The organism is Stenotrophomonas veracruzanensis, assembly GCF_032911525.1.
Taxonomy (GTDB): Bacteria; Pseudomonadota; Gammaproteobacteria; order Xanthomonadales; family Xanthomonadaceae; genus Stenotrophomonas; species Stenotrophomonas africana.
Genome location: NZ_JAWJTI010000016.1, coordinates 20,472 through 41,454 on the forward strand (window position 1 = coordinate 20,472; position 20,983 = coordinate 41,454).

Sequence of the window (20,983 nt, forward strand, 5' to 3'; positions counted from 1 at the left end):
GTATCGGGCCAATGCGGAAATGCCGGTGGGCGAAGGCGACACTTCAGGACGGGATCTGCGTGAAGTGAATGCGTTCGATGGCCTCGTTTGCAGTCGGCCCACAGCCCGCTGGAGAGCGGGTCCCGTCAGATCAAAGGGGGAGGACGACAATCGCCCCGCCACTGTTCCGCCGGACAGGGTGGGCACCGGCGATTTGGGGCCCAAAATGACTTAATCCCCTCCGTCCCCTTTTTCTTTCAGACCCCCTCGCCCATCCGCTCCAAGCCTTCGCCGGCCAAGCGCAGGATCAGCTTCTCCAGCACCTGCTCTTCCTCCTCGCTCAGCACCGACATCAGCTTGCGGGTGATCTCGATCACCATCGGGGCGATGGTTTCGTACACCTCGAAGCCGGCTGCCGACAGCGCCAGCACCGAGCGGCGGCGGTCGTCGCCGTGGGTCTCGCGCTTGATGAAGCCGCGCTCCAGCAGGCGGGCCACGGCGCGGCTGACCGCTACCTTGTCCATCGCCGTGCGGTCGGAGACCTCGCTGGCCGAGGAGCCCGGGTACAGCGCCAGGATGGTGATCACCCGCCACTCGGGGATCGCCAGACCGTAACGATCGCCGTATAGCTTGGCGATGTTGCCGCTGACCCGGTTGGACAGCACGCTCAGCCGGTAAGGCAGGAACTGTTCCAGGTCGAGCAGGACGTGCGAGGCACGCAGGCGGGTCGAAACGGGATCGGCGGGGCTCATGTTGCGGTGCACCTTGCTGGTGGTTTCAAGTGTAACTATAAGGGGTGGGTCCAGACCCTGCATTCTCGCCGGGTCCCTACCTGCCCGCACCTGGTTTGTACCGATGCGGTACCGATTCGGAGCCACGCCATGAATACCGCAGTCCCGACCGCCTCGCATCCCAACCCCGGCATGCAGGTCACCACCTTCGAGAACCCGATGGGCATCGACGGCTTCGAGTTCGTCGAATTCGCCGCCCCGGCCGGCCGTGGCCAGGAGCTGCACGAGTACTTCCGGAAGATGGGCTTCAGCGCGGTGCTCAAGCACAAGCAGCGTCCGATTACCGTCTATCGCCAGGGCGACGTCAACTTCCTGGTCAATGAAGACCCCGATTCCTTCGCTTCGGACTTCGCCGAAAAGCATGGCCCGTGCGCCTGCGGCTTCGCCATCCGCTTCAAGAAGCCGGGCCAGGAGGTCTACCAGACCGCGCTGGGCAACGGCGCCGAAGCCATCACCTTCAAGCCGGACAGCAAGGCCGTCAGCGCGCCGGTCATCAAGGGCATCGGCGACTGCATGCTGTACCTGGTCGACCGCTACGGCAGCGCCGGCAGCATCTTCGACGGCGACTACGAGCCGATCGCCGGTGCCGACCTGCACCCGGTGGGCTTCGGCCTGACCTTCATCGACCACCTGACCCACAACCTGTACTTCGGCAACATGCAGCAGTGGTCGGACTACTACGAGCGTCTGTTCAACTTCCGCGAGATCCGCTACTTCGACATCAAGGGCCTGAAGACCGGCCTGGTGTCCAAGGCGATGACCGCGCCGGACGGCATCGTGCGCATCCCGCTGAACGAATCGTCCGACCCGAAGAGCCAGATCAACGAGTACCTGGACGCGTACAAGGGCGAGGGCATCCAGCACATCGCCTGCTTCACCGAGAACATCTACGAGACCGTAGAAGCCATGCGTGCGCAGGGCGTGGACTTCCTCGACACGCCGGAGACCTACTTCGACGTGATCGACCAGCGCGTGCCGAACCACGGTGAAGACGTGGCGCGCCTGGCCAGGAACAAGATCCTGATCGACGCCGATCCGGAAACCCACCAGCGCAAGCTGCTGCAGATCTTCACCCAGAACTGCATTGGCCCGATCTTCTTCGAGATCATCCAGCGCAAGGGCAACGAAGGCTTCGGCGAAGGCAACTTCACCGCGCTGTTCGAGAGCATCGAGCGCGACCAGATCCGCCGCGGCGTGCTGTAAGGTCATCGGTAGCGCCGGGCCAGTCCCGGCGCCTGCCCATCTGTAGAGCCGAGCCATGCTCGGCTGCTTTCCGTTCCGGTCTCGCCGCACCCAGGAGCCCCCATGTCCCCCGCCATCACCGCCCGCGGCTATCAGTCCGGCTTCGGCAACGAGTTCGCCACCGAGGCCGTCGCCGGCGCGCTGCCGGTCGGGCAGAACTCACCGCAGAAGGTGGCCCACGGCCTGTACGCCGAACAGTTGACCGGCACCGCCTTCACCGCGCCGCGTGGCAGCAATCGCCGCAGCTGGCTGTACCGGATCCGCCCGGCGGTGACCCACGGCGAGTTCACCCCGTTCGCGCAGTCGCAGCTGCAGTGTGATTTCGGCGCACAGCCGGCCTCGCCGAACCAGCTGCGCTGGAGCCCGCTGCCGCTACCGGAGCTGCCGACCGACTTCGTCGAAGGCCTGTACACGATGGGCGGCAACGGCTCGCCCGACGCGCATGCCGGCGTGGGCATCCACCTCTATGCCGCCAACCGCGACATGGTCGGCCGCTACTTCTACAACGCCGATGGCGAGCTGCTGATCGTGCCGCAGCTGGGCGCGCTGCGCCTGCTGACCGAACTGGGCGTGATCGAGATCGAGCCGCAGCAGATCGCGGTGATCCCGCGTGGTGTGCGCTTCCGTGTCGAACTTCCCGATGGCCCGAGCCGCGGCTACATCTGCGAGAACTACGGCGCGCTGCTGAAGCTGCCCGACCTTGGCCCGATCGGTTCCAACGGCCTGGCCAACCCGCGCGACTTCGAAACCCCGCACGCGGCGTTCGAGGATGTCGATGGCGACTTTGAGCTGATCGCCAAGTTCGAAGGCCGCCTGTGGCGTGCGCCGATCGACCATTCGCCGCTGGACGTGGTGGCCTGGCACGGCAATTACGCGCCGTACCGCTACGATCTGCGTCGCTTCAACACTATCGGTTCGATCAGCTACGACCACCCGGATCCGTCGATCTTCCTGGTGCTGCATTCGCCCAGCGACACGCCGGGGACCAGCAACATGGACTTCGCGATCTTCCCGCCGCGCTGGCTGGTGGCGCAGAACACGTTCCGCCCGCCGTGGTTCCACCGCAACATCGCCAGCGAGTTCATGGGCCTGGTGCATGGCGCCTACGATGCCAAGGCCGAAGGCTTCGTGCCGGGTGGCGCGTCGCTGCACAACTGCATGAGCGGTCACGGCCCGGACGCGCCGACCTTCGACAAGGCCTCAAGTGCCGATCTGTCCAAGGCCGATGTGATAAAGGACACGATGGCCTTCATGTTCGAGACCCGCGCGGTGATCCGCCCGACCGCACAGGCGCTGGCAGCGGGCCATCGCCAAGGCGATTACCAGCAGTGCTGGAACGGCCTGCGCAACAATTTCCGTTGACCCGAAAAAGGGGACGGAGGGGATTAAGTCGTTTCAGGCACACGTGTGCTGATTGCGGCTTAATCCCCTCCGTCCCCTTTTTTCTTCAAGCGATCTCAACGAACGCGTCGCAATGCTCCAGCGGCAGCGCCTCCAGCAGGCGTTGCCGCACGCGCTGGCAATAGCCATCCGAGGTCAGCCCGGGCAGCATCTGCATCGCCGATTGCAGCCGCTGCAGCACGTCTTCCTCGGCGCGTGCCTGCTGCAGGTCGCGGAACAATGCCGCCGCCTGCGGGTGACGTTGCATCTCCAGGATCCCCAGCATGTAGATTCGCGCGGCCACCAGCGAGCGGCGGCGTTCGACCGGCGTGGCGGCAGGCGCTGCCGGCGCCTGCGCCTGCGCCTGCGCCAATGCGGCCCCGGCCGGCCCGGCAACGGCTGGAGGGGAGGGGGCCGCCGCTGCCGGGCCGGTGCTCAGGTAGCCGGCCTGCACCAGCTGGATGACCATCGCCGGCGCCTCCGGGCCGAGCAGGCCGGTCAGTTCGGCGATGCTGCGCTGGCCGTCGCACAGGATCAGCAGCCGGCGCTGGCGCATGTCCAGCGGCGCGCGGTGGGCCTGCAGCGCGGTTCGGGCGAGGTCGGTCTTGCGCGGTTGCATGGAAGGGACAGCCAAGTCGGTGCACGCCGAGCCTGAACGAAGGCGATGAAACCGCGATGACAATGCAGCATCTGCACGTGCGCTGCGCTAGCGTGCACCCATCTTCGCGCCAGGGAACCGCACCGATGAAGCACCTCCCGATTGCTGGTCTGTTGCTCCTTTCGCTCACCGCCTGCAGTGCCGGCCCCGACAAGCAGGGGGCGGCTGGCAGCGGTAGCGATACCCCGGCAGAAACCGCCTCGGCGACCGGACCAGCCCAGTCGACGGATCCTGATCTGGCAGCCCGCCCAGCGAACGACCTCCGCAAGGACAGCCCAGCGCGGCTGGACGGCTTCGCCGGCGCGAAGCTGGGCGCTGGCATCGCCGAGATCCGCAGCGGTTTCGAAACGCCACTGCAGGGGCTGGGCACGGACGCGGGCGGCAAACCGCTGCCGGCCCACGACAGCAACGACGGCTGCTACTTCCTGCGCCCGCAGAATGCCGAGGATCCACACCTGATGATCGAAGGCCGCAAGCTGGTGCGCTACGACGTGCGCAGCGCAGCCATCACGGCACCAGGTGGCGGCAAGGTCGGCATGACTCTGGGTGAGCTGCAGGTGCTGTACCCCGAGCGCGCTGATGTCGGCCCCGACAAGTACGATGAGAAGGCCCAGCACCTGCGCGTGCGGCCGGCGCAGGAAGGCGATGCGGTGATCGACTTCGCGCTCGGCGCGGACGGCAGAGTCGGCGCATGGCGGGTAGGGAAGACCCCGCAGGTCGACTATGCCGAAGGCTGTGGCTGATCCTTGATCCACGGCCCAGCCACGCGCGCGGGCCAAGCGTAGAATCGCGGCACCACTGCTGGGGAGTGCTCGATGATCGCCATTGCCATTGCCTGGTTCCTGCTCGGCCTGCTGCTGCTGGCGCTGGGCGGGGACTCCATCGTCAAGGCCGTGTCCGGTCTGGCCCAGCGCTTTGGGGCCAGCGCGTTCACTGCGGGGCTGCTGCTGCTCGGGATAACCACCTCGTTGCCGGAACTGGCGGTCAACGCACGCGCGCTGGCGGTGGCTCAACCGGAGCTGGCACTGGGCAACGCGGTGGGCAGCAGCATCGTCAACCTGGGCCTGACCCTGGCGGTGGCGGCCATGGCTGCACCCCTGCTGCTGCGCGCGCGCCTGCAGACCGTGCTGTGGTGGTCGCTGCTGGCGGCCGGCGTGCTGCTGATCCTGTTCGGGCTTGATGGCGGCCTTGCACGCTGGGAAGGCGGCGTACTGCTGGCCGGCTTCATCGTGGTGCAGGTGCTGCTGCTGCGCGGTGGTCGCAGCGAGAGTGAGGAGGTGCAGGTGGCCATTGCCGAATCCGCAGTGAGCCGCACCAGCCTGCCGTTGAACGTGCTGCGGGTGCTGATCGCGGCGCTGGCCCTGTACTGGGGCGCACGCCTGGTAGTGGGGGCCGCAGCGGATTTCGGTGCAGCCCTGGGTTGGACGCCGCTGCTGGTGGGCTTGCTGCCGGTAGCAGTCGGCACCGCATTGCCTGAGGTGGCCACCGCCATCGCTGCCGCACGCCGTGGTCATGGCGACATGGTGCTGGGCCACGTGCTGGGCTCCAGCGTGGTCAACCTGCTGCTGGTGATCGGGGCGATGGCGGTGCTGCAGCCGTTGGCCTTGCCGGCCTCGTTCGTGCGCCTGGAACTGCCGGCGCTGCTGGCGTTCGCGCTGGTGCTGTACCCGATGCTGCGCGGCGACCTGAAGATCAGCCGTGGCGAAGGCGCGATCCTGCTGGTCGCGTTCGTCGGCTGGTTCGTGCTGGAACTGCTGCTGGTGGGCGCACCGGTGTTGTAGATCCACGCCATGCGTGGATGCGGTTGATTTCGTGCCGACCAACGGTCGGCACCCACCACCGATCACCCGGTGGGCCAATCTTGGTTGGCACTCGGGGAAAAAGCGCCGACCAAGGTCGGCCTCTACCGGAATTACCGGTTCTGCGTGGTTTCTTCTTCCCGCACCGGCTCCGGCGGCGGCAGCTGCTCCTCGGCGGCACGTTCGTTACCCGGCAGGGTGGGGCGGGTCTCCATCAGCAGCGACAGCGCGGCCTTGGCCATCATGTGTGCGCTGATCGGCGCGGTGATGAACAGGAACACGGTGATCAGCAGCTCGCGTGGCTGCGGGTCCTGGCCGAGGAAGATGTGGTAGCAGACCGAGCACACCAGCACGCAGCCCACGCCCAGCGTGGTGGCCTTGGTCGGTGCGTGCAGGCGCTTGAAGAACGTGGACAGCTTCACCAGGCCCAGTGCGCCGACCAGGATGAAGAAGCAGCCGAACAGCAGCAGGATCGACAGGCCGATCTGGATCGCGGTGATCATTCGACGATGTCCCGGCGCAGCACGAACTTGCTCAGCACCACGGTGCTGCCGAAGCCGAGCATGGCGATGATCAGCGCCGCCTCGAAGTAGATCGGCGAGTTGAGGTACATGCCGAACAGCATGAGCTCGGCGATTGCGGTCACCGACAGCGTGTCCAGCGCGAGAATGCGGTCGGGCACGGTCGGCCCGCGCAGCAGGCGCCAGGTGGCCAGCAGCATGGCCAGGCCAACCACGTGCATGCACACCACCAGCGTGGTCTGGATGACTTCAAAACCGGTCATGGGAAGATCTCCATCAACGGCGCCTCGTAACGGCGCTTGATCGTATCGATCAGGTCCTGTGGGTCCTCCAGGTGCAGCACGTGCACCAGCAGGAACTTGCGGTCGTCGCTGAGCGCGGCCGAGACCGTGCCCGGGGTCAGCGTGATCATGCTGGTCAGCGCGGCGATGCCGTGGATGTTGGCGATGTCCAGCGGCAGCCAGATGAAACCCGGGTGGATGTTCTTCTCCGGGCCCAGTACCTGCAGGGCAACGCGGATGTTGGACATCAGGATGTCCCACAGGGTCACGCACAGCAGTTTCGGCAATGGGCGCAGGGTGCCGATGCGGGCGAATTCGCGGTCCAGGCGTGCGGCGAACAGCGGCACCACCAGGCCCAGCAGCAGCCCCAGCACGATCTGGCCGAGGGTGAAGCTGTCGGACATCAGCAGCCAGAACGCCACCACCATGATGCTGAGCATCGGCGAGGGAATCAGGCGACGGAACAGGGAGCGCTGGGCAGTCATGGCTGGCGGATCTCCGGCGTGGTCGCACGCAGCTGCTGCACGTATTCGCTGGGTTGCAGCAGCTGTGCGGCGGTGGCGTCGGTGTAGCGCATCAGCGGTGCTGCGGCCAGGGTCATGCCGATGCCGTAGGCCAGCAGAAGGCAGGCCGCGTAAAGCTCGACCCGGCGCAGGCGGGCCTTGCGCGGCTTCGGTGCTTCCGGATCGACCGGCGGCACGCGCCAGAACAGGCGGATGCCGCCGCGGGTCAGGCCCATGATCACCAGCAGGCTGCTGACCAGCACGGCGGTCCAGACCGGGACGGTGTACTGCGCCGGCATGCCGGCCAGCAGCGCGGCCTTGGCCAGGAAGCCCGACAGCGGCGGCAGGCCGGCCACCGACACCGCGCCGATCAGGAACAGCACCGCCGGCGTTTCCTTGCCCGGCATCGGCGCAACCACTTCCTTGCGGTCGCTGGCGCCGCCGCGACGGCGGCGGATCAGGTCGGCGATCAGGAACAGCGCGGCAGCGACGAAGCTGCTGTGCGGCAGGTAGTACAGGCCGGCGGAGAGTACCCGCGGCGTGCCCACCGAGAACGCGATGAACAGCGTGGCTGCCGACACGATCACCAGGTACGAGATCAACACGCGCAGGCGGGTCGCGGCCAATGCGCCAAGGCCACCCAGCACCAGCGTTGCCACGCCGGCCCACAGCAGCCAGTCGCGGCCATAGCCGGCCATCGCGCCGGCGTCGTCGCCGAACCACAGCATCTGGATGCGCAGCACCGAGTACAGGCCGACCTTGGTCATGATCGCGAACAGCGCAGCCACTGCGGCCGGTGCGCGCGAATACGCTTCCGGCAGCCACAGGTACAGGGGCATCAGCGCGGCCTTGGCGCAGAACACCAGCAGCAACAGGCCCATCGTCGCCTTCACCAGGGTCAGCTGCGCCGGCGGCACCTCGGCGATGCGCTGCGACAACTCGGCCATGTTCAGCGAACCCAGCGTGGCGTACAGCAGGCCCAGCGCGATCAGGAACAGGGTCGAGGCGGTGACGTTGAACACCACGTAGTGCAGGCCGATGCGCATGCGCAGGCCGCGGCCACCGCTGAGCAGCAGGCCGTAGGAGGCGATCAGCATCACCTCGAAGAACACGAACAGGTTGAAGATGTCGCCGGTCAGGAACGCGCCGTTGAGGCCGACCAGCTGGAACTGGAACAGTGCATGGAAGTGCGGAGCGCGGCGGTCCCAGCCCGAGCAGGCGTGCAGCAGGCAGGGAATGGCCAGCAGCAGGGTGGTCAGCAGCATCCACGCTGACAGCCGGTCGGCCACCAGCGCGATGCCCAGCCGCGACGGCCAGTCGCCGAGCAGGTAGACGTTGATGTCACCGCCTGCGGTCGACGCGAACAGCAGGCCCACCGCCAGCGCCAGCGCCGACAGCGCGGTCCAGGCCACCGCGCGCTGCACCTTGGGGCCATAGCGGCGGTGTTCGACGAACAGCGACAGCGCAGCACCCAGCAACGGAATCAGGATCGGCAGGATCACCAGATGGTTCATGCGCGGTCCTCGCCCTGGCGCGGCGGTACGCGCTCATCCTGCAGGTTGTCATCCGGTTCGTGGGCGTCCACATGGTCGCTGTGGTTGTCGCTGCGGCTGCGCATGGCCAGCACGATGCTCACGGCGGTCATCGCGAAGGCGATCACGATCGCGGTCAGCACCAGCGCCTGCGGCAGCGGGTCGGTGTAGTTGCCGAGGTGGCTGTCCACGCCCTCCTGCAGCACCGGCGCCTTGCCCAGCACCACGCGGCCACCGGCGAAGATCAGCAGGTTGGTGGCGTAGGACAGGAAGGTCATGCCGAGGATCACATCAAAGCTGCGCGCACGCAGCAGCAGGTAGATGCCGATGGCGGTCAGTACGCCGATCGCGGTCGCCAGGGCCAGTTCCATCAGTGCATCTCCCCGGTGCGGGCCGAACGGCGTTGCAGGTCGATCTCACCCTTGCGGGCAGTGCGGGTACGCGACGGCTTGATCGTGCCCATCATCGACAGCATCAGCATGGCGCCGCCGAACACCACCAGATACACGCCGATGTCAAAACCAATCGCGCTGGCCAACGGCACGTCGCCGATCAGCGGCAGGTGCAGGTCGAGGTGGCCGCTGGTGAGGAACGGCACGCCGAACAGCATCGAGGCACTGCCGCTGAGCAGGGCGATCAGCAGGCCCATGCCGATGCAACGGATGTAGTCGAAGCCGAAGCGCGATTCCACCGACGCGGTGCCCTGGATCACGTACTGGATCAGCAGCGGCACCGCCAGCACCAAGCCGGCGATGAAGCCACCGCCCGGCGCGTTGTGGCCGCGCAGGAACAGGAAGATCGACACGGTCAGCGTCAGCGGGAACATGATCTGCGCCAAGTCGGCCGGCACCGGCAGCTTGATCGGCGGGCCGGGCATGATCTGCTCCGGCGCCATCCGCGTGCGCCGCAGCAGGGCATGCACCACCAGCGCGGCGATACCGAACACGGTGATCTCGCCGAAAGTATCGAAGCCGCGGAAGTCGACCAGGATCACGTTGACCACGTTCTGCCCATACGCTTCGGGCAGGGCACGGGCGAGCATCTCGCCGGCCATGGTGTTGGGCGGCAGCGTCATCGCGGAATAGGCCAGCGCACCCATGCCGGCGCCGGCGATGATCGCGATCACTGCATCGCGGCGCTTGCGCCAGCGCGGCCGCTCGGGCCCGGATTGCGCGGGCAGGTAGTTCATGCCCAGCAGCATCAGCACCAGGGTCACCATTTCCACCAGCAGCTGGGTCAGGGCCAGGTCGGGTGCGGACAGGAACACGAAGGTCAGCGCCACCATCAGGCCGACGCCGCCCACCAGCAGTACCGCCAGCAGGCGCTGCTTGTAGATGCGCAGGGTGGCAACGGCGCAGGCCATCATCACCAGCCACAGCACCCAGCCCAGCAGCGGGATCGGCTGTGGCGCGGTCCAGTTCGGCGAGGCCGGATTGGCCACGAACGGCGCGGCCGCGACCACGATGGCCACCAGCACCAGGCCCAGCAGCATGCGCTGCAGGCTGCCGTTGGCGATGCCGTTGGTCAGGCGCATGGCCAGCGCGGAGATCGCGTCCAGCTGCGCGTGGAACACGTTGCGGCCAGTGCTGACGTTGGTCACCGCGTGCAGGTTGATCAGTTTGCGCAGGCCGAAGTACAGCGCCACGCCGCCGACCACGCCGATGGCGCTCATCGCCAGCGGCAGGTTGAAGCCGTGCCATACCGCCAGGCTGTACTCGGGCATGGCGCTACCGAGGATCGAGGCCGCAGCGGCATGCAGCACCGGCGCCACGGTCAGTGCGGGTGCCACGCCTACCGCCACGCAGATCACCACCAGCAGTTCCACCGGCACCTTCATCCAGCGCGGTGGTTCGTGGGGCACGCGGTCCAGGTCGTGCGGGCCGGGGCCAAAGAAGGTGTCGTGCACGAAGCGCAGGCTGTACGCCACCCCGAATACGCCAGCCAGCAACGCGGCGATCGACACCGCCGTGCGCATGATCCCCGGGCCTCCGGCCGTGATCGCCTCGGCAAACAGCATTTCCTTGGACAGGAAGCCGTTGAGCAGAGGGATGCCGGCCATCGCCAGCGAAGCGATGATCGCCAGTGCGCTGGTGAACGGCATCAGCCTGCGCAGGCCGCCCAGCTTGCGCATGTCACGGGTGCCGGTCTCGTGGTCGATGATCCCGGCGGCCATGAACAGCGAAGCCTTGAAGGTGGCGTGGTTGAGGATGTGGAACACACCAGCCACCACCGCCATCGGCGTGGACAGGCCGAACAGCAGGGTGATCAGGCCCAGATGGGAAATGGTCGAGTAGGCCAGCAGGCCTTTCAGGTCGTGCTGGAAGATCGCGTTCCAGGCGCCGATCAGCAGGGTCAGCGCGCCGATGCCGCTGACCGTGTAGAAGAACAGGTCGCTGCCGGCCAGCGCCGGATGCAGGCGCGCCAGCAGGAACACGCCGGCCTTCACCATGGTGGCCGAGTGCAGGTAGGCCGAGACCGGGGTCGGCGCGGCCATCGCGTGCGGCAGCCAGAAGTGGAACGGGAACTGCGCGCTCTTGGTGAAGATGCCCGCCAGCACCAGGAACAGCGCGTACGGGTACAGCGCGCTGGCGCGGATCTGCTCGCCGGCGGCCAGCACCACGTCCAGGTCGAAGCTGCCGACGATGCGGCCGATCAGCAGCACGCCACCAAGCAGCGCCAGGCCGCCGCCGCCGGTGATCACCAGCGCCATGCGCGCGCCTTCACGGGCGTCCTGGCGGTGCGACCAGAAGCCGATCAGCAGGAACGAGCTGATGCTGGTCATTTCCCAGAAGATCATCAGCAACAGCAGGTTGCCCGACAGCACCATGCCCAGCATGGCGCCCATGAACAGCAGCAGGTAGCAGTAGAAGCGGTGCGCGTTGTCCTGCTGGCTCAGGTAGTAGCGCGCATACAGCACCACCAGCGCGCCGATGCCCAGCACCAGCCCGGCGAACATCCAGGCCAGGCCATCCAGGCGCAGGGTGAAGTCCAGGCCGATCTGCGGCAGCCAAGGGACCATCGTCCGCACCACCTGGCCGTCGAGTACGGACGGGGTCAGCCAGCCGAGGATGGCCAGTCCGCCCAACGGCGCCAGCGCCGCCAGCCAGGCAGCAGTCGAGCGCGAACTACGGGGGAAGGCCGCAACAGCCGCTGCCATCAGGAATGGCAGGGCCAGCAGCAGGGGCAGGCTGGGGAGCATGCAGGGAATCCATGATTCACGAGCAGGTCAGGGAGGATAACAGGCCGCGAAATGTCGCCGAAACCCATCGAACAGCGATCAATTGCATGTAACGTTCGCTGATTCATTTTTTCTGCGGTGCAGCATCACGTTCCTGCAGTCCTCCCCGGTTGCCCTCGGGGGACACCCTACGCCCACGCAGGGGGACCGCAGGCCCTGTCCCACAGGGGCTGCCGTCGGCGGGCGGGACGTGGGGAGCGAGTCACCGGCGCAGGCTGGCAGGGCCGCCGTGGAGTGTGGGTGACGGAATCCGCCCGTTCAGGAAACGATGGGCGTCGTCGACCCTGGGCAGGTCAGTAGCGCCAGTCGAGCTTGCGGTAGAACTTGGCCATCACCCAGGCCGGGCCGATCAGCAGGTAGGTCAGGTCGGTCAGGAAGCTGGGCTTGCGGCCCTCGAACTTGTGGCCGATGAACTGCGCGATCCAGGCCACCACGAACACGGCCACCGCCAACCAGAACAGGTTGTGCAGGCCGATCTCGGCCTCCAGCAGGCGGCACAGGCAGCCGAATACGAAGAACTGGATGAGCATGCCGATGCCCAGCGGGCGCGACAGCTTGTTGTAGAAGCACCAGGCGCTGAACATCGCGAACGCCGACCAGATGCCGTACTGGAACCAGGTGATCAGCGGCGGCAGGCACCACAGCAGGGCCACCACCGACCACAGGATCGCCGGAACCGCCACCAAGTGGATGCGCTGGTTGATCACATTGCGGTGGTCGTCGGAGTAGCTGGCGAAATAGCGGTCGATCGGCCGCGCAAGCTCGGTGGATGTCTGCATGCGGCCAGCATACTCCGCCGGGGCCGGGCGGTGAGGGGCGGCGAATGGTGGGCGACGGGGTGGGGCGCACCGGGTGGGACCGATGGGGCGGGGCCGACCGGGTAGAGTCGACTGTTAGTCGACTATCGCGCGCAGCGCGGGAATTTTCGCCGTCGGAACGAAGAGCAGTCGACTGCATCCCAGCAGACGCACCGCCGTCGGCGGTCGCGCCTTCAATACGCCCCCGCCCTTCCGGACGGGGGCAGGGGAATCAGTCGACGCTGATTCCGGCCAGGCGCTGCAGCGCCTCGGCGTACTTGGCGCGGGTGCGCTCGATGATCCCGGCCGGGATGTTCGGGCCCGGGGCGGTCTTGCCCCAGTCCAGCGTCTCCAGGTAATCGCGCACGAACTGCTTGTCGTAGCTCGGCGGGCTGGTGCCCACTTCGTACTCGTCGGCCGGCCAGTAACGAGAGGAATCCGGCGTCAGCATCTCGTCCATGATGTACAGGCGGCCATCGGCGTCGGTACCGAACTCGAACTTGGTATCGGCCAGGATGATGCCGCGCTCGCGCGCGTAATCAGCGGCGAACTTGTAGATGCGCAGGGTGGCGTCGCGCACGCGCTCGGCCAGGTCCGCACCGACCTGCTTCACCATCGCATCGAAATCGATGTTCTCGTCATGGTCGCCAACAGCGGCCTTGGTCGAGGGGGTGAAGATCGGCTCGGGCAGCTGCTCGGCCTGGCGCAGGCCGTCGGGCAGGTCGATGCCGCTGACCTTGCCGGTGCGCTGGTAATCCTTCCAGCCGCTGCCGATCAGGTAGCCGCGGGCGATCGCCTCCACCGGCACCGGCTTCAGCTTGCGGGTGACCACCGCGCGCTTGGCGTAAAGGGCCGGGTCCACGCCCTCGGGCAGCACGCTGGCCACGTCGATGCCGGTCAGGTGGTTGGGCATCAGGTGCGCAGTCTTGGCGAACCAGAAGTTGGAAACCTGGCAGAGCATCTCGCCCTTGCCCGGAATCGGGTCGGGCAGGACCACGTCGAACGCCGACAGGCGATCGGTGGCTACCATCAGCAGGTAGTCGCCCGGCGGGGTCCCTGCGGGCAGCCGCTCGCGCGGGATATCGAACACATCACGCACCTTGCCGCGGTGGCGCAAGGGCAGGCCGGGGAGATCGGATTGCAACAGCGTGGTTGGCACGGGCACTCCTGGGGCGTTGTCGATACGGCTGCCCAACGGACCCGGCGGGCCCGCTGACCAGCGGGCGGCCTAGTGTAAAGCCGTCCGGGCCCGCTGTGACGTAAAATGAGCGTCCATTTCGTCGGTCGACCCCGGAGCGCCATGCGCTGGTACGGAAAACTGCTCGGATTCATCGCCGGCGCCCTGCTGTTCCGGCCCAATCCGCTGTTTGGCGCGGTGGTTGGCCTGCTGATCGGCCATGCCTTTGACTCGGACTGGTTCCGCCTGAACAAGGAGAACCCGTACCGGGAGCTGGGGCTGACCTCTGAGGCCACCGATGCCGAGGTCGAGCGCGCCTACCGCAAGCTGATCTCGCAGTACCACCCCGACAAGCTTGGCGGCGCCGCCCCCGAGCTGCAGCAGCAGGCCGAGCAGAAGTCGCGGCGGATCAATGCCGCCTACGACCGCATCAAGACCCTGCGCAAGCGCTGACCCTCTTTCCCCTCGTTGCAAGGCCCGGCCATGTCCCACTGCCTCATCGCCCCCTCCATCCTGTCCGCCAACTTCGCCCGCCTCGGCGAGGAAGTCGACAACGTCCTCGCCGCCGGCGCGGACTGGGTCCACTTCGACGTGATGGACAACCACTACGTGCCGAACCTGACCATCGGCCCGATGGTCTGCCAGGCGCTGCGCAAGCACGGCGTCACCGCCCCGATCGACGTGCACCTGATGGTCGAGCCGGTGGACCGCATCATCCCGGACTTCGCCGAGGCCGGTGCCACCTACATCAGCTTCCACCCGGAGGCCAGCCGCCACGTGCACCGCACCATCCAGCTGATCCGCTCGCTGGGCTGCAAGCCGGGCATCGTGCTGAACCCGGCTACCCCGGTGGATATCCTCGACTGGGTGCTCGACGACCTGGACCTGGTGCTGCTGATGTCGGTCAACCCGGGCTTTGGTGGCCAGGCCTTCATCCCCTCGGCGCTGGACAAGCTGAAGGTGGTGCGCAAGATGATCGATGCCAGCGGCAAGGACATCCGCCTGGAGATCGATGGCGGCGTGAAGGCCGACAACATCGGCGAGATCGCGGCTGCCGGTGCCGACACCTTTGTCGCCGGCTCGGCCATCTTCAACGCCAGGACCAGCTATCAGGACGTGATCGCGCAGATGCGTGCGAACGTCGCCGCGGCACGCTGACAAAAAGGGGACGGAGGGGATTAATCTCGTTTAATTCCCTCCGTCCCCTTTATCTGCGCATGGCACTGTTGAACATCCGTCCGGCCACCGAGGCCGATGCTGGCCTGATCCTGCATTTCATCCGCGAGCTGGCGATCTACGAGAAGGCCGAGCATTCGGTGCAGACCGATGAGATCGGCATCGCCGAGAGCCTGTTTGGTCCCGATGCCACTGCACGCGCACTGATCTGCGAAGCCGACGGCGAGGCCATCGGCTACGCCGTGTATTTCTATAACTACTCGACCTGGCTGGGCCGAAAGGGCATCTACCTGGAAGACCTGTATGTCAGCCAGGAAAAGCGCGGCGCCGGCGCCGGCAAGGCACTGCTGAAGTACATCGCACGCCAGGCCGTGGCCGAGGGCTGCGGTCGTTTCGAATGGTCGGTGCTGGACTGGAATACCCCGGCCATCGAGTTCTACACCGCCGCCGGCGCGAAACCGCAGGATGAGTGGACCGTGTACCGGCTGCAGGGCCAGGCGCTGCACGATTTCGCCAACGGGTGAGATGACGTGCATCCACGCATGGCGTGGATCTACTGCTGGGCAAAAAAAGCCACGCCAATCACTGGCGTGGCCTCGCTGCATGCGTGGGAGGCTGATCCTGCCTCCATCCGTCGTCCCTGCTATGGCCTCCCATTCTCCGGTAGCTGAATGACATCTGCGTGACATTCACTGCGGACAAACAGCGCATTGCTAGCCTGTGCCACCGCATCCTTGGAAGCTCTGCATGACCACCCCGCGCTGGCGCCTGATCCTCAACGGTAAATCCGCCGGCGATGACGCCCTGCGCGACGCCGTCGGCCATTGGCGCGGGCAGGGCGTGCAACTGGAAGTGCGGGTGACGTGGGAGGACGGCGACGCCGAACGCTACGTGGCCGAGGCGATCGATCATGGTGTGGACGTGATCGTGGCCGCCGGTGGCGATGGCACGCTCAGTGCGGTGGCCGAGACCCTGGCGCACCGTGAGGAACCAGCGGATGCGCTGCCATCACTGGCACTGATTCCGATGGGGACCGCCAACGACTTCGCCACGGCCGCCGGCATTCCCACCGAGCCGAAGGAGGCCTTCGCCTTGATCGGGCAGGCGACGCCGCATGCGATCGATCTTCTGCGCGTGGACGCCGATGGCACGCAATGGTGGTGCGCCAATCTCGCCAGCGGTGGCTTTGGCACGCAGGTGACGGTGGAGACCGATGCCGGCTTGAAGAAGATGCTGGGCGGGCTGGCCTACGTGATCACCGGCATCGCCAAGCTGGGGCGGATCGAGCCGATCCACGCGTGCCTGTCGGGCCCGGATTTCGCGTGGGAAGGCGATTTCATCGCGCTCGGCATCGGCAACGGTCGCCAGGCCGGCGGCGGCCAACAACTGTGTCCGCAGGCACTGATCGATGATGGGGTGCTGGATGTGACCGTGCTTCCGGAGCTGGAGGGTGAAGTCACGGCCACGCTCGGCCAGATGCTGAAGTCCGGCACCCAGGCCGCGCTGGAACAGTTGGCAACGCGCGCGCGGCTGCCGTGGCTGCAGGTGGAGTCCGAGCGCCCGTTGACGCTCAACCTCGACGGTGAACCTGTGCAGGCCCAGCGGTTCCGGATCGAGTGCGTACCGGGCCGGGTACGCATGCACCTGCCGGCCGGTTGCCCGTTGCTGGCTGGGAAGGGGAGGTAGAGTCGTCGGTTCCCGTGGCTGGCCCCGCCCGTCCCGTGGTTCAGTTTCCCAGGGTTCCCCTCCCGCCGATCCTGCGATACAGTCAAGGGGTGTCCAGCCTGACGACCCCGCATACCCTTTCTTCCGCACGCCGTTGGTGGCGATGGTGGCCCGTTGCCGTCGTCCGCCCCCATAACGCTGTGTCTCGGAAGGAAAGTCGTCTTGAACTCGCACGCTCAGTTTCAGCAGCAGGCCGCTGAAGGCCACACCCATATTCCCGTCGTCCGTGAAGTGCTGTCCGACCTGGACACGCCGCTTTCGGTCTACCTGAAGCTCGCCGACGGCCCCAATACCTACCTGTTTGAATCCGTCGAAGGCGGCGAGCGCTTTGGTCGTTACTCGATCATTGGCCTGCCGGCGCGCCGCGTGTATGCCTTCCACGGCCACACCCTGACCGTGCGCGAGGATGGCCAGGTGGTGGACACCCGCGAGGTGGCCGACCCGTTCGCCGAGGTCGAGGCGCTGCGCAGCGCCCACTCGGTGCCGAAGCTGGACGGCCTGCCGGGCTTCACCGGTGGCCTGGTCGGCTGGTTCGGTTTCGAGTGCATCGGCTACATCGAACCGCGCCTGGCCCCGCCGGCCGGCCGCGATGAGCTGGGCACGCCGGACATCCTGCTGCTGGACTCCAACGAGCTGGCGGTGTTCGACAACCTCAAGGGCCGCCTGTACCTGATCGTGCACGCCGACCCGCGGGTCGAGGGTGCCTTCGAGCAGGCGCAGGCGCGCCTGGATGCACTGACGGCCAAGCTGCGCGCACCGGGCGCGGGCTATCCGGCGCCGCTCAACAGCGACGTGCTGGACGAGTCCGATTTCGTCTCGGGTTTCACCCGCGAAGGCTTCGTCGATGCGGTCCAGCGCAGCAAGGAATACATCCGCGCCGGCGACATCTTCCAGGTGGTGCTCAGCCAGCGCCTGAGCGTGCCCTTCAAGGCGCGTCCGGTGGATGTGTATCGCGCGCTGCGTGCACTGAACCCGTCGCCGTACATGTATTTCCTGGATGTGGGCGACCTGCAGGTGGTCGGCTCTTCGCCGGAAATCCTGGTGCGCCTGCAGGATGGCGAAGTCACCGTGCGCCCGATTGCCGGCACCCGTCCGCGCGGTGCCACCGTCGAGCAGGATCTGGCCCTGGAAGCCGAGCTGCTGGCCGACCCGAAGGAGCGCGCCGAGCACCTGATGCTGATCGACCTCGGCCGCAACGATGCCGGCCGTGTCTCGAAGGCCGGCACCGTGGAAGTGGGCGAGCAGTTCGTGATCGAACGCTACAGCCACGTCATGCACATCGTCAGCGAAGTGACCGGGCAGCTGCAGCCGGGCCTGAGCTATGCCGACGTGCTGCGTGCCACCTTCCCGGCCGGCACGGTCAGCGGCGCGCCGAAGATCCGCGCGCTGGAAGTGATCCGCGAGCTGGAACCGATCAAGCGGAATGTCTACGCCGGCAGCATCGGCTACATCGGCTGGCACGGCGACGCCGATACCGCGATCGCGATCCGCACCGCGGTGATCAAGGACGGCCGCCTGTACGTGCAGGCCGGCGCCGGCATCGTCTACGACTCGGACCCGGACAAGGAATGGGACGAGACGATGAACAAGGGCCGCGCGTTGTTCCGCGCCGTCGCCCAGGCCGCCAGGGGCCTGTAAGCCTGCCTTGCCACGGCCGCTGTGCCGTGGCCGTTCCGCTGTTCCCGTTGAAGACAAGGAGTACCGCATGAAGCTGCTGAGCGCATTGCTGTGGTCGTCACTGCTGGCCACGATGGCCCCGTCGGCGTGGGCGCAGGCCAATACCATTCCATCGCAGCCGCACCTGCTGGTGAAGGGCGAGGCGCGTCGCGTGGTGATGCCGGACCGGTTCGGCCTGCAGTTGAACATCGAAGAGACCGACATGGATGCCGACGCCGCGCGCCGCCGCGTGCAGGACAATGTCGCGCGCGTGCTGGCACTGTTCAAGCAGCACAAGGCGGTGGAAGGCAGCGTGCGCGCGGACAACCTGCGGATCGGCCCGGCCACGCGCTATGAGCAGAACCGGCAGGTCTTCATCGGTACCCGCGTATCGCGCCAGCTGCGTGCCAGCTTCGCCAGCGTGAAGGCGATGCAGGATGTGCTGGGGGCATTGAAGGCCAACGAGAACGTACAGGTGAGCAGCCTGGCGCCGACCTATTCGGGCGAAGTGGCGCTGCGCCGCGAACTCAAGGGCGAGGCAGCGGCCCAGACCCGCGAGTCCGCGCAGGGCCTGGCCAAGGCCTACGGCACCCGGCTGCGCGGCCTGTACAGCATTTCCGACGTGGCGCCGGACTTCGCCTACGGCATCCGGGCCGGGCAATGGCCGCAGCAGGGCGAGGACGGCGGGGACCTCGACAGGATCTCGGTGACCGGCAGCTACGCGCCCGCCTCCGCGCCCGCGCCTGCTGAGCCCGAATCCATCGAAGCCGGCCCCATCACCTACACCGAAAACGTGTACGCCATTTTCCTGATAAGCGACGGAACCTGACCATGTTGTGGATGATCGACAACTACGACAGCTTCACCTACAACCTCGTGCAGTACCTGCAGACGCTGGGCGCCGAGGTCAAGGTGGTGCGCAACGATGCGATGAGCGTGGACGAGATCGCCGCGCAGAAGCCCGAGCGCATCGTCATTTCGCCCGGCCCGTGCACGCCCAACGAGGCGGGCGTGTCGCTGGAGCTGATCCAGCGCCTGGGGCCGACCACGCCGATCCTCGGCGTGTGCCTGGGTCACCAGGGCATCGGCCAGGTCTACGGCGGCACCGTCATCCGTGCCGGCAACATCATGCACGGCAAGACCTCGCCCATCCGCCATGAAGGCAAGGGCGTGTTCGCCGGCCTGCCGGACCGTTACCAGGCCACCCGCTACCACTCGCTGGTGGTGGACAAGCACAGCCTGCCCGACGCGCTGGAAGTAACCGCCTGGACCGAGAACGAGGATGGCTCGATCGAAGAGATCATGGGCCTGCGCCACCGCCAGTTCCCGGTGGAAGGCGTGCAGTTCCACCCCGAATCCATCCTCACCGAGCATGGCCACGCGCTGCTGCGCAATTTCCTGCAGCGCCCGGCTGCCTGATCCAAGGAGTATTCCGATGAGCTTCTCCCCCCAGGAAGCCCTGCAACGCACCATCGAGCATCGCGAAATCTTCTTCGATGAAATGGTCGACCTGATGCGGCAGATCATGCGCGGCGACGTGTCGCCGATGATGACCGCCGCCATCCTCACCGGCCTGCGCGTGAAGAAGGAAACCATCGACGAGATCGCGGCCGCGGCCACGGTCATGCGCGAATTCGCGCTGGCGGTGCCGGTGGCCGACAGCACCCACCTGGTCGACATCGTCGGTACCGGTGGCGATGGCTCGCATACCTTCAACATCTCCACCTGCGCGATGTTCGTGGCGGCCGCAGCCGGTGCGCGCGTGGCCAAGCATGGCAACCGCAGCGTGTCGTCCAAGTCCGGCAGCGCCGATGCGGTCGAAGCACTGGGTGCGGCCATCGAGCTGCAGCCGGCCCAGGTGGCTGCTGCGATCGAGCAGACCGGTATCGGCTTCATGTTTGCACCGATCCATCATCCGTCGATGAAGGTCGTCGCGCCGGTCCGCCGCGAGATGGGCGTGCGCACCATCTTCAACATCCTCGGTCCGCTGACCAATCCGGCCAGCGCGCCGTCGGTGCTGATGGGCGTGTTCCATCCCGATCTGGTGGGTATCCAGGCACGCGTGCTGCGCGAGCTGGGTACCGAGCGCGCCATGGTGGTCTGGGGCCGCGACAACATGGATGAGATCTCGCTGGGCGCCGGCACCCTGGTGGGCGAGCTGCGCGACGGCAAGGTGCGCGAATACGAGATCCACCCGGAGGACTTCGGCATCGCCATGTCGGCCAGCCGCAACCTGCGCGTGGACAGCCCGGAGCAGTCCATCCAGATGCTGCGCGCCGTGCTGGACAACGAGCCGGGCCCGGCACTGGACATTGTCGCGCTGAACGCCGGCGCCGCCCTGTACGTGGCCGGCGTGGCCAGCGACATCGGCGATGGCCTGGCCCGCGCACGTGCCGCCATCGCCAACGGCAGCGCCCGCCAGCGCCTGCAGCAGTATGTGGAGACCACCCGCGCGCTGGTTGCCTGAGCGCGCGGTTCAGCCTGACCCCGTCGATGGCCGATAATGGCCGTCCTCACCGCCCCCGCAC

At 66.9% G+C, this 20,983-nt stretch carries 22 protein-coding genes; 12 read left to right on the forward strand and 10 right to left on the reverse strand.

Translation table 11 applies throughout. The annotated features are described in order from the left end of the window. Positions 1-236 precede the first annotated feature (236 nt). A complete protein-coding gene (locus R1H25_RS11865; RefSeq protein ID WP_014648685.1) occupies positions 237-731 on the reverse strand; it encodes a MarR family winged helix-turn-helix transcriptional regulator in 495 nt (164 codons plus the stop codon). A 129-nt stretch (positions 732-860) separates the two neighbouring features. On the opposite strand from R1H25_RS11865, the gene hppD reads away from it, so the two are divergent. Further along, complete coding sequence (gene hppD / locus R1H25_RS11870; protein ID WP_317223677.1) at positions 861-1,973, forward strand: 4-hydroxyphenylpyruvate dioxygenase; 1,113 nt, start codon at positions 861-863, stop codon at positions 1,971-1,973. Between the two features lie 102 nt (positions 1,974-2,075). Further along, entirely contained in the window at positions 2,076-3,374 is a 1,299-nt protein-coding gene (hmgA, locus tag R1H25_RS11875) for a homogentisate 1,2-dioxygenase (protein ID WP_049448452.1), read from the forward strand. An 85-nt stretch (positions 3,375-3,459) separates the two neighbouring features. Here the strand turns inward: hmgA and R1H25_RS11880 are convergent, their stop codons facing one another. After that, a complete protein-coding gene (locus R1H25_RS11880; protein WP_317223678.1) occupies positions 3,460-4,011 on the reverse strand; it encodes a hypothetical protein in 552 nt (183 codons plus the stop codon). A gap of 125 nt (positions 4,012-4,136) precedes the next feature. On the opposite strand from R1H25_RS11880, the gene R1H25_RS11885 reads away from it, so the two are divergent. Together R1H25_RS11885 and R1H25_RS11890 are read left to right on the forward strand one after the other, a co-directional pair. Beyond that, a complete protein-coding gene (locus R1H25_RS11885; RefSeq protein WP_317223679.1) occupies positions 4,137-4,793 on the forward strand; it encodes a hypothetical protein in 657 nt (218 codons plus the stop codon). Between the two features lie 72 nt (positions 4,794-4,865). Continuing rightward, complete coding sequence (locus R1H25_RS11890; protein ID WP_317223680.1) at positions 4,866-5,831, forward strand: sodium:calcium antiporter; 966 nt, start codon at positions 4,866-4,868, stop codon at positions 5,829-5,831. A gap of 131 nt (positions 5,832-5,962) precedes the next feature. On the opposite strand, the gene R1H25_RS11895 is transcribed toward R1H25_RS11890, so the two are convergent. The 8 genes from R1H25_RS11895 to R1H25_RS11930 form a co-directional block, all read right to left on the reverse strand. After that, entirely contained in the window at positions 5,963-6,352 is a 390-nt protein-coding gene (locus R1H25_RS11895) for a Na+/H+ antiporter subunit G (protein WP_317223681.1), read from the reverse strand. Further along, positions 6,349-6,633 (reverse strand): K+/H+ antiporter subunit F, encoded by a 285-nt coding sequence (locus R1H25_RS11900; protein ID WP_005411334.1) that lies wholly within the window; start codon positions 6,631-6,633, stop codon positions 6,349-6,351. The genes R1H25_RS11895 and R1H25_RS11900 overlap by 4 nt, the downstream gene beginning before the upstream one ends. Continuing rightward, a complete protein-coding gene (locus R1H25_RS11905) occupies positions 6,630-7,136 on the reverse strand; it encodes a Na+/H+ antiporter subunit E (protein ID WP_049448446.1) in 507 nt (168 codons plus the stop codon). The genes R1H25_RS11900 and R1H25_RS11905 overlap by 4 nt, the downstream gene beginning before the upstream one ends. Then, positions 7,133-8,668, reverse strand: a complete 1,536-nt coding sequence (locus tag R1H25_RS11910; RefSeq protein ID WP_317223682.1) for a monovalent cation/H+ antiporter subunit D — start codon at positions 8,666-8,668, stop codon at positions 7,133-7,135. The genes R1H25_RS11905 and R1H25_RS11910 overlap by 4 nt, the downstream gene beginning before the upstream one ends. Further along, positions 8,665-9,057, reverse strand: a complete 393-nt coding sequence (locus R1H25_RS11915) for a Na+/H+ antiporter subunit C (RefSeq protein WP_317223683.1) — start codon at positions 9,055-9,057, stop codon at positions 8,665-8,667. Before R1H25_RS11915 ends, R1H25_RS11910 begins: the two co-directional genes overlap by 4 nt. Then, positions 9,057-11,885: a monovalent cation/H+ antiporter subunit A gene (locus tag R1H25_RS11920; protein ID WP_317223684.1), complete on the reverse strand. Its 2,829-nt coding sequence runs from the start codon at positions 11,883-11,885 to the stop codon at positions 9,057-9,059. Before R1H25_RS11920 ends, R1H25_RS11915 begins: the two co-directional genes overlap by 1 nt. A gap of 332 nt (positions 11,886-12,217) precedes the next feature. Next, the gene (locus R1H25_RS11925; RefSeq protein WP_317223685.1) at positions 12,218-12,703 is read right to left on the reverse strand and encodes an Mpo1-like protein; all 486 of its coding nucleotides are present in this window, start codon (positions 12,701-12,703) and stop codon (positions 12,218-12,220) included. Between the two features lie 250 nt (positions 12,704-12,953). Then, positions 12,954-13,880, reverse strand: coding sequence for a phosphoribosylaminoimidazolesuccinocarboxamide synthase (locus R1H25_RS11930; RefSeq protein WP_317223686.1), 927 nt, complete (start codon positions 13,878-13,880; stop codon positions 12,954-12,956). A 141-nt stretch (positions 13,881-14,021) separates the two neighbouring features. Between R1H25_RS11930 and R1H25_RS11935 the strand changes: the two genes are divergently transcribed. From R1H25_RS11935 to trpD, 8 genes are all read left to right on the forward strand, one after another. After that, complete coding sequence (locus R1H25_RS11935) at positions 14,022-14,351, forward strand: DnaJ family molecular chaperone (protein WP_005411327.1); 330 nt, start codon at positions 14,022-14,024, stop codon at positions 14,349-14,351. Positions 14,352-14,381: 30 nt separating this feature from the next. Then, positions 14,382-15,056 (forward strand): ribulose-phosphate 3-epimerase, encoded by a 675-nt coding sequence (rpe, locus tag R1H25_RS11940; protein WP_317223687.1) that lies wholly within the window; start codon positions 14,382-14,384, stop codon positions 15,054-15,056. 59 nt (positions 15,057-15,115) lie between these two features. Then, complete coding sequence (locus R1H25_RS11945; RefSeq protein ID WP_049448432.1) at positions 15,116-15,598, forward strand: GNAT family N-acetyltransferase; 483 nt, start codon at positions 15,116-15,118, stop codon at positions 15,596-15,598. Positions 15,599-15,821: 223 nt separating this feature from the next. Next, positions 15,822-16,760, forward strand: coding sequence for a lipid kinase YegS (gene yegS, locus R1H25_RS11950; protein WP_317223688.1), 939 nt, complete (start codon positions 15,822-15,824; stop codon positions 16,758-16,760). Between the two features lie 201 nt (positions 16,761-16,961). Then, entirely contained in the window at positions 16,962-18,437 is a 1,476-nt protein-coding gene (gene trpE / locus R1H25_RS11955) for an anthranilate synthase component I (protein WP_317223689.1), read from the forward strand. Between the two features lie 67 nt (positions 18,438-18,504). Beyond that, on the forward strand, positions 18,505-19,284 hold the full coding sequence (locus tag R1H25_RS11960; protein ID WP_317223690.1) for an SIMPL domain-containing protein: 780 nt from the start codon (positions 18,505-18,507) through the stop codon (positions 19,282-19,284). Positions 19,285-19,286: 2 nt separating this feature from the next. Further along, positions 19,287-19,874 (forward strand): aminodeoxychorismate/anthranilate synthase component II, encoded by a 588-nt coding sequence (locus tag R1H25_RS11965; RefSeq protein ID WP_049448425.1) that lies wholly within the window; start codon positions 19,287-19,289, stop codon positions 19,872-19,874. A gap of 16 nt (positions 19,875-19,890) precedes the next feature. Beyond that, complete coding sequence (gene trpD / locus R1H25_RS11970) at positions 19,891-20,922, forward strand: anthranilate phosphoribosyltransferase (protein ID WP_049443905.1); 1,032 nt, start codon at positions 19,891-19,893, stop codon at positions 20,920-20,922. Positions 20,923-20,983 lie beyond the last annotated feature (61 nt).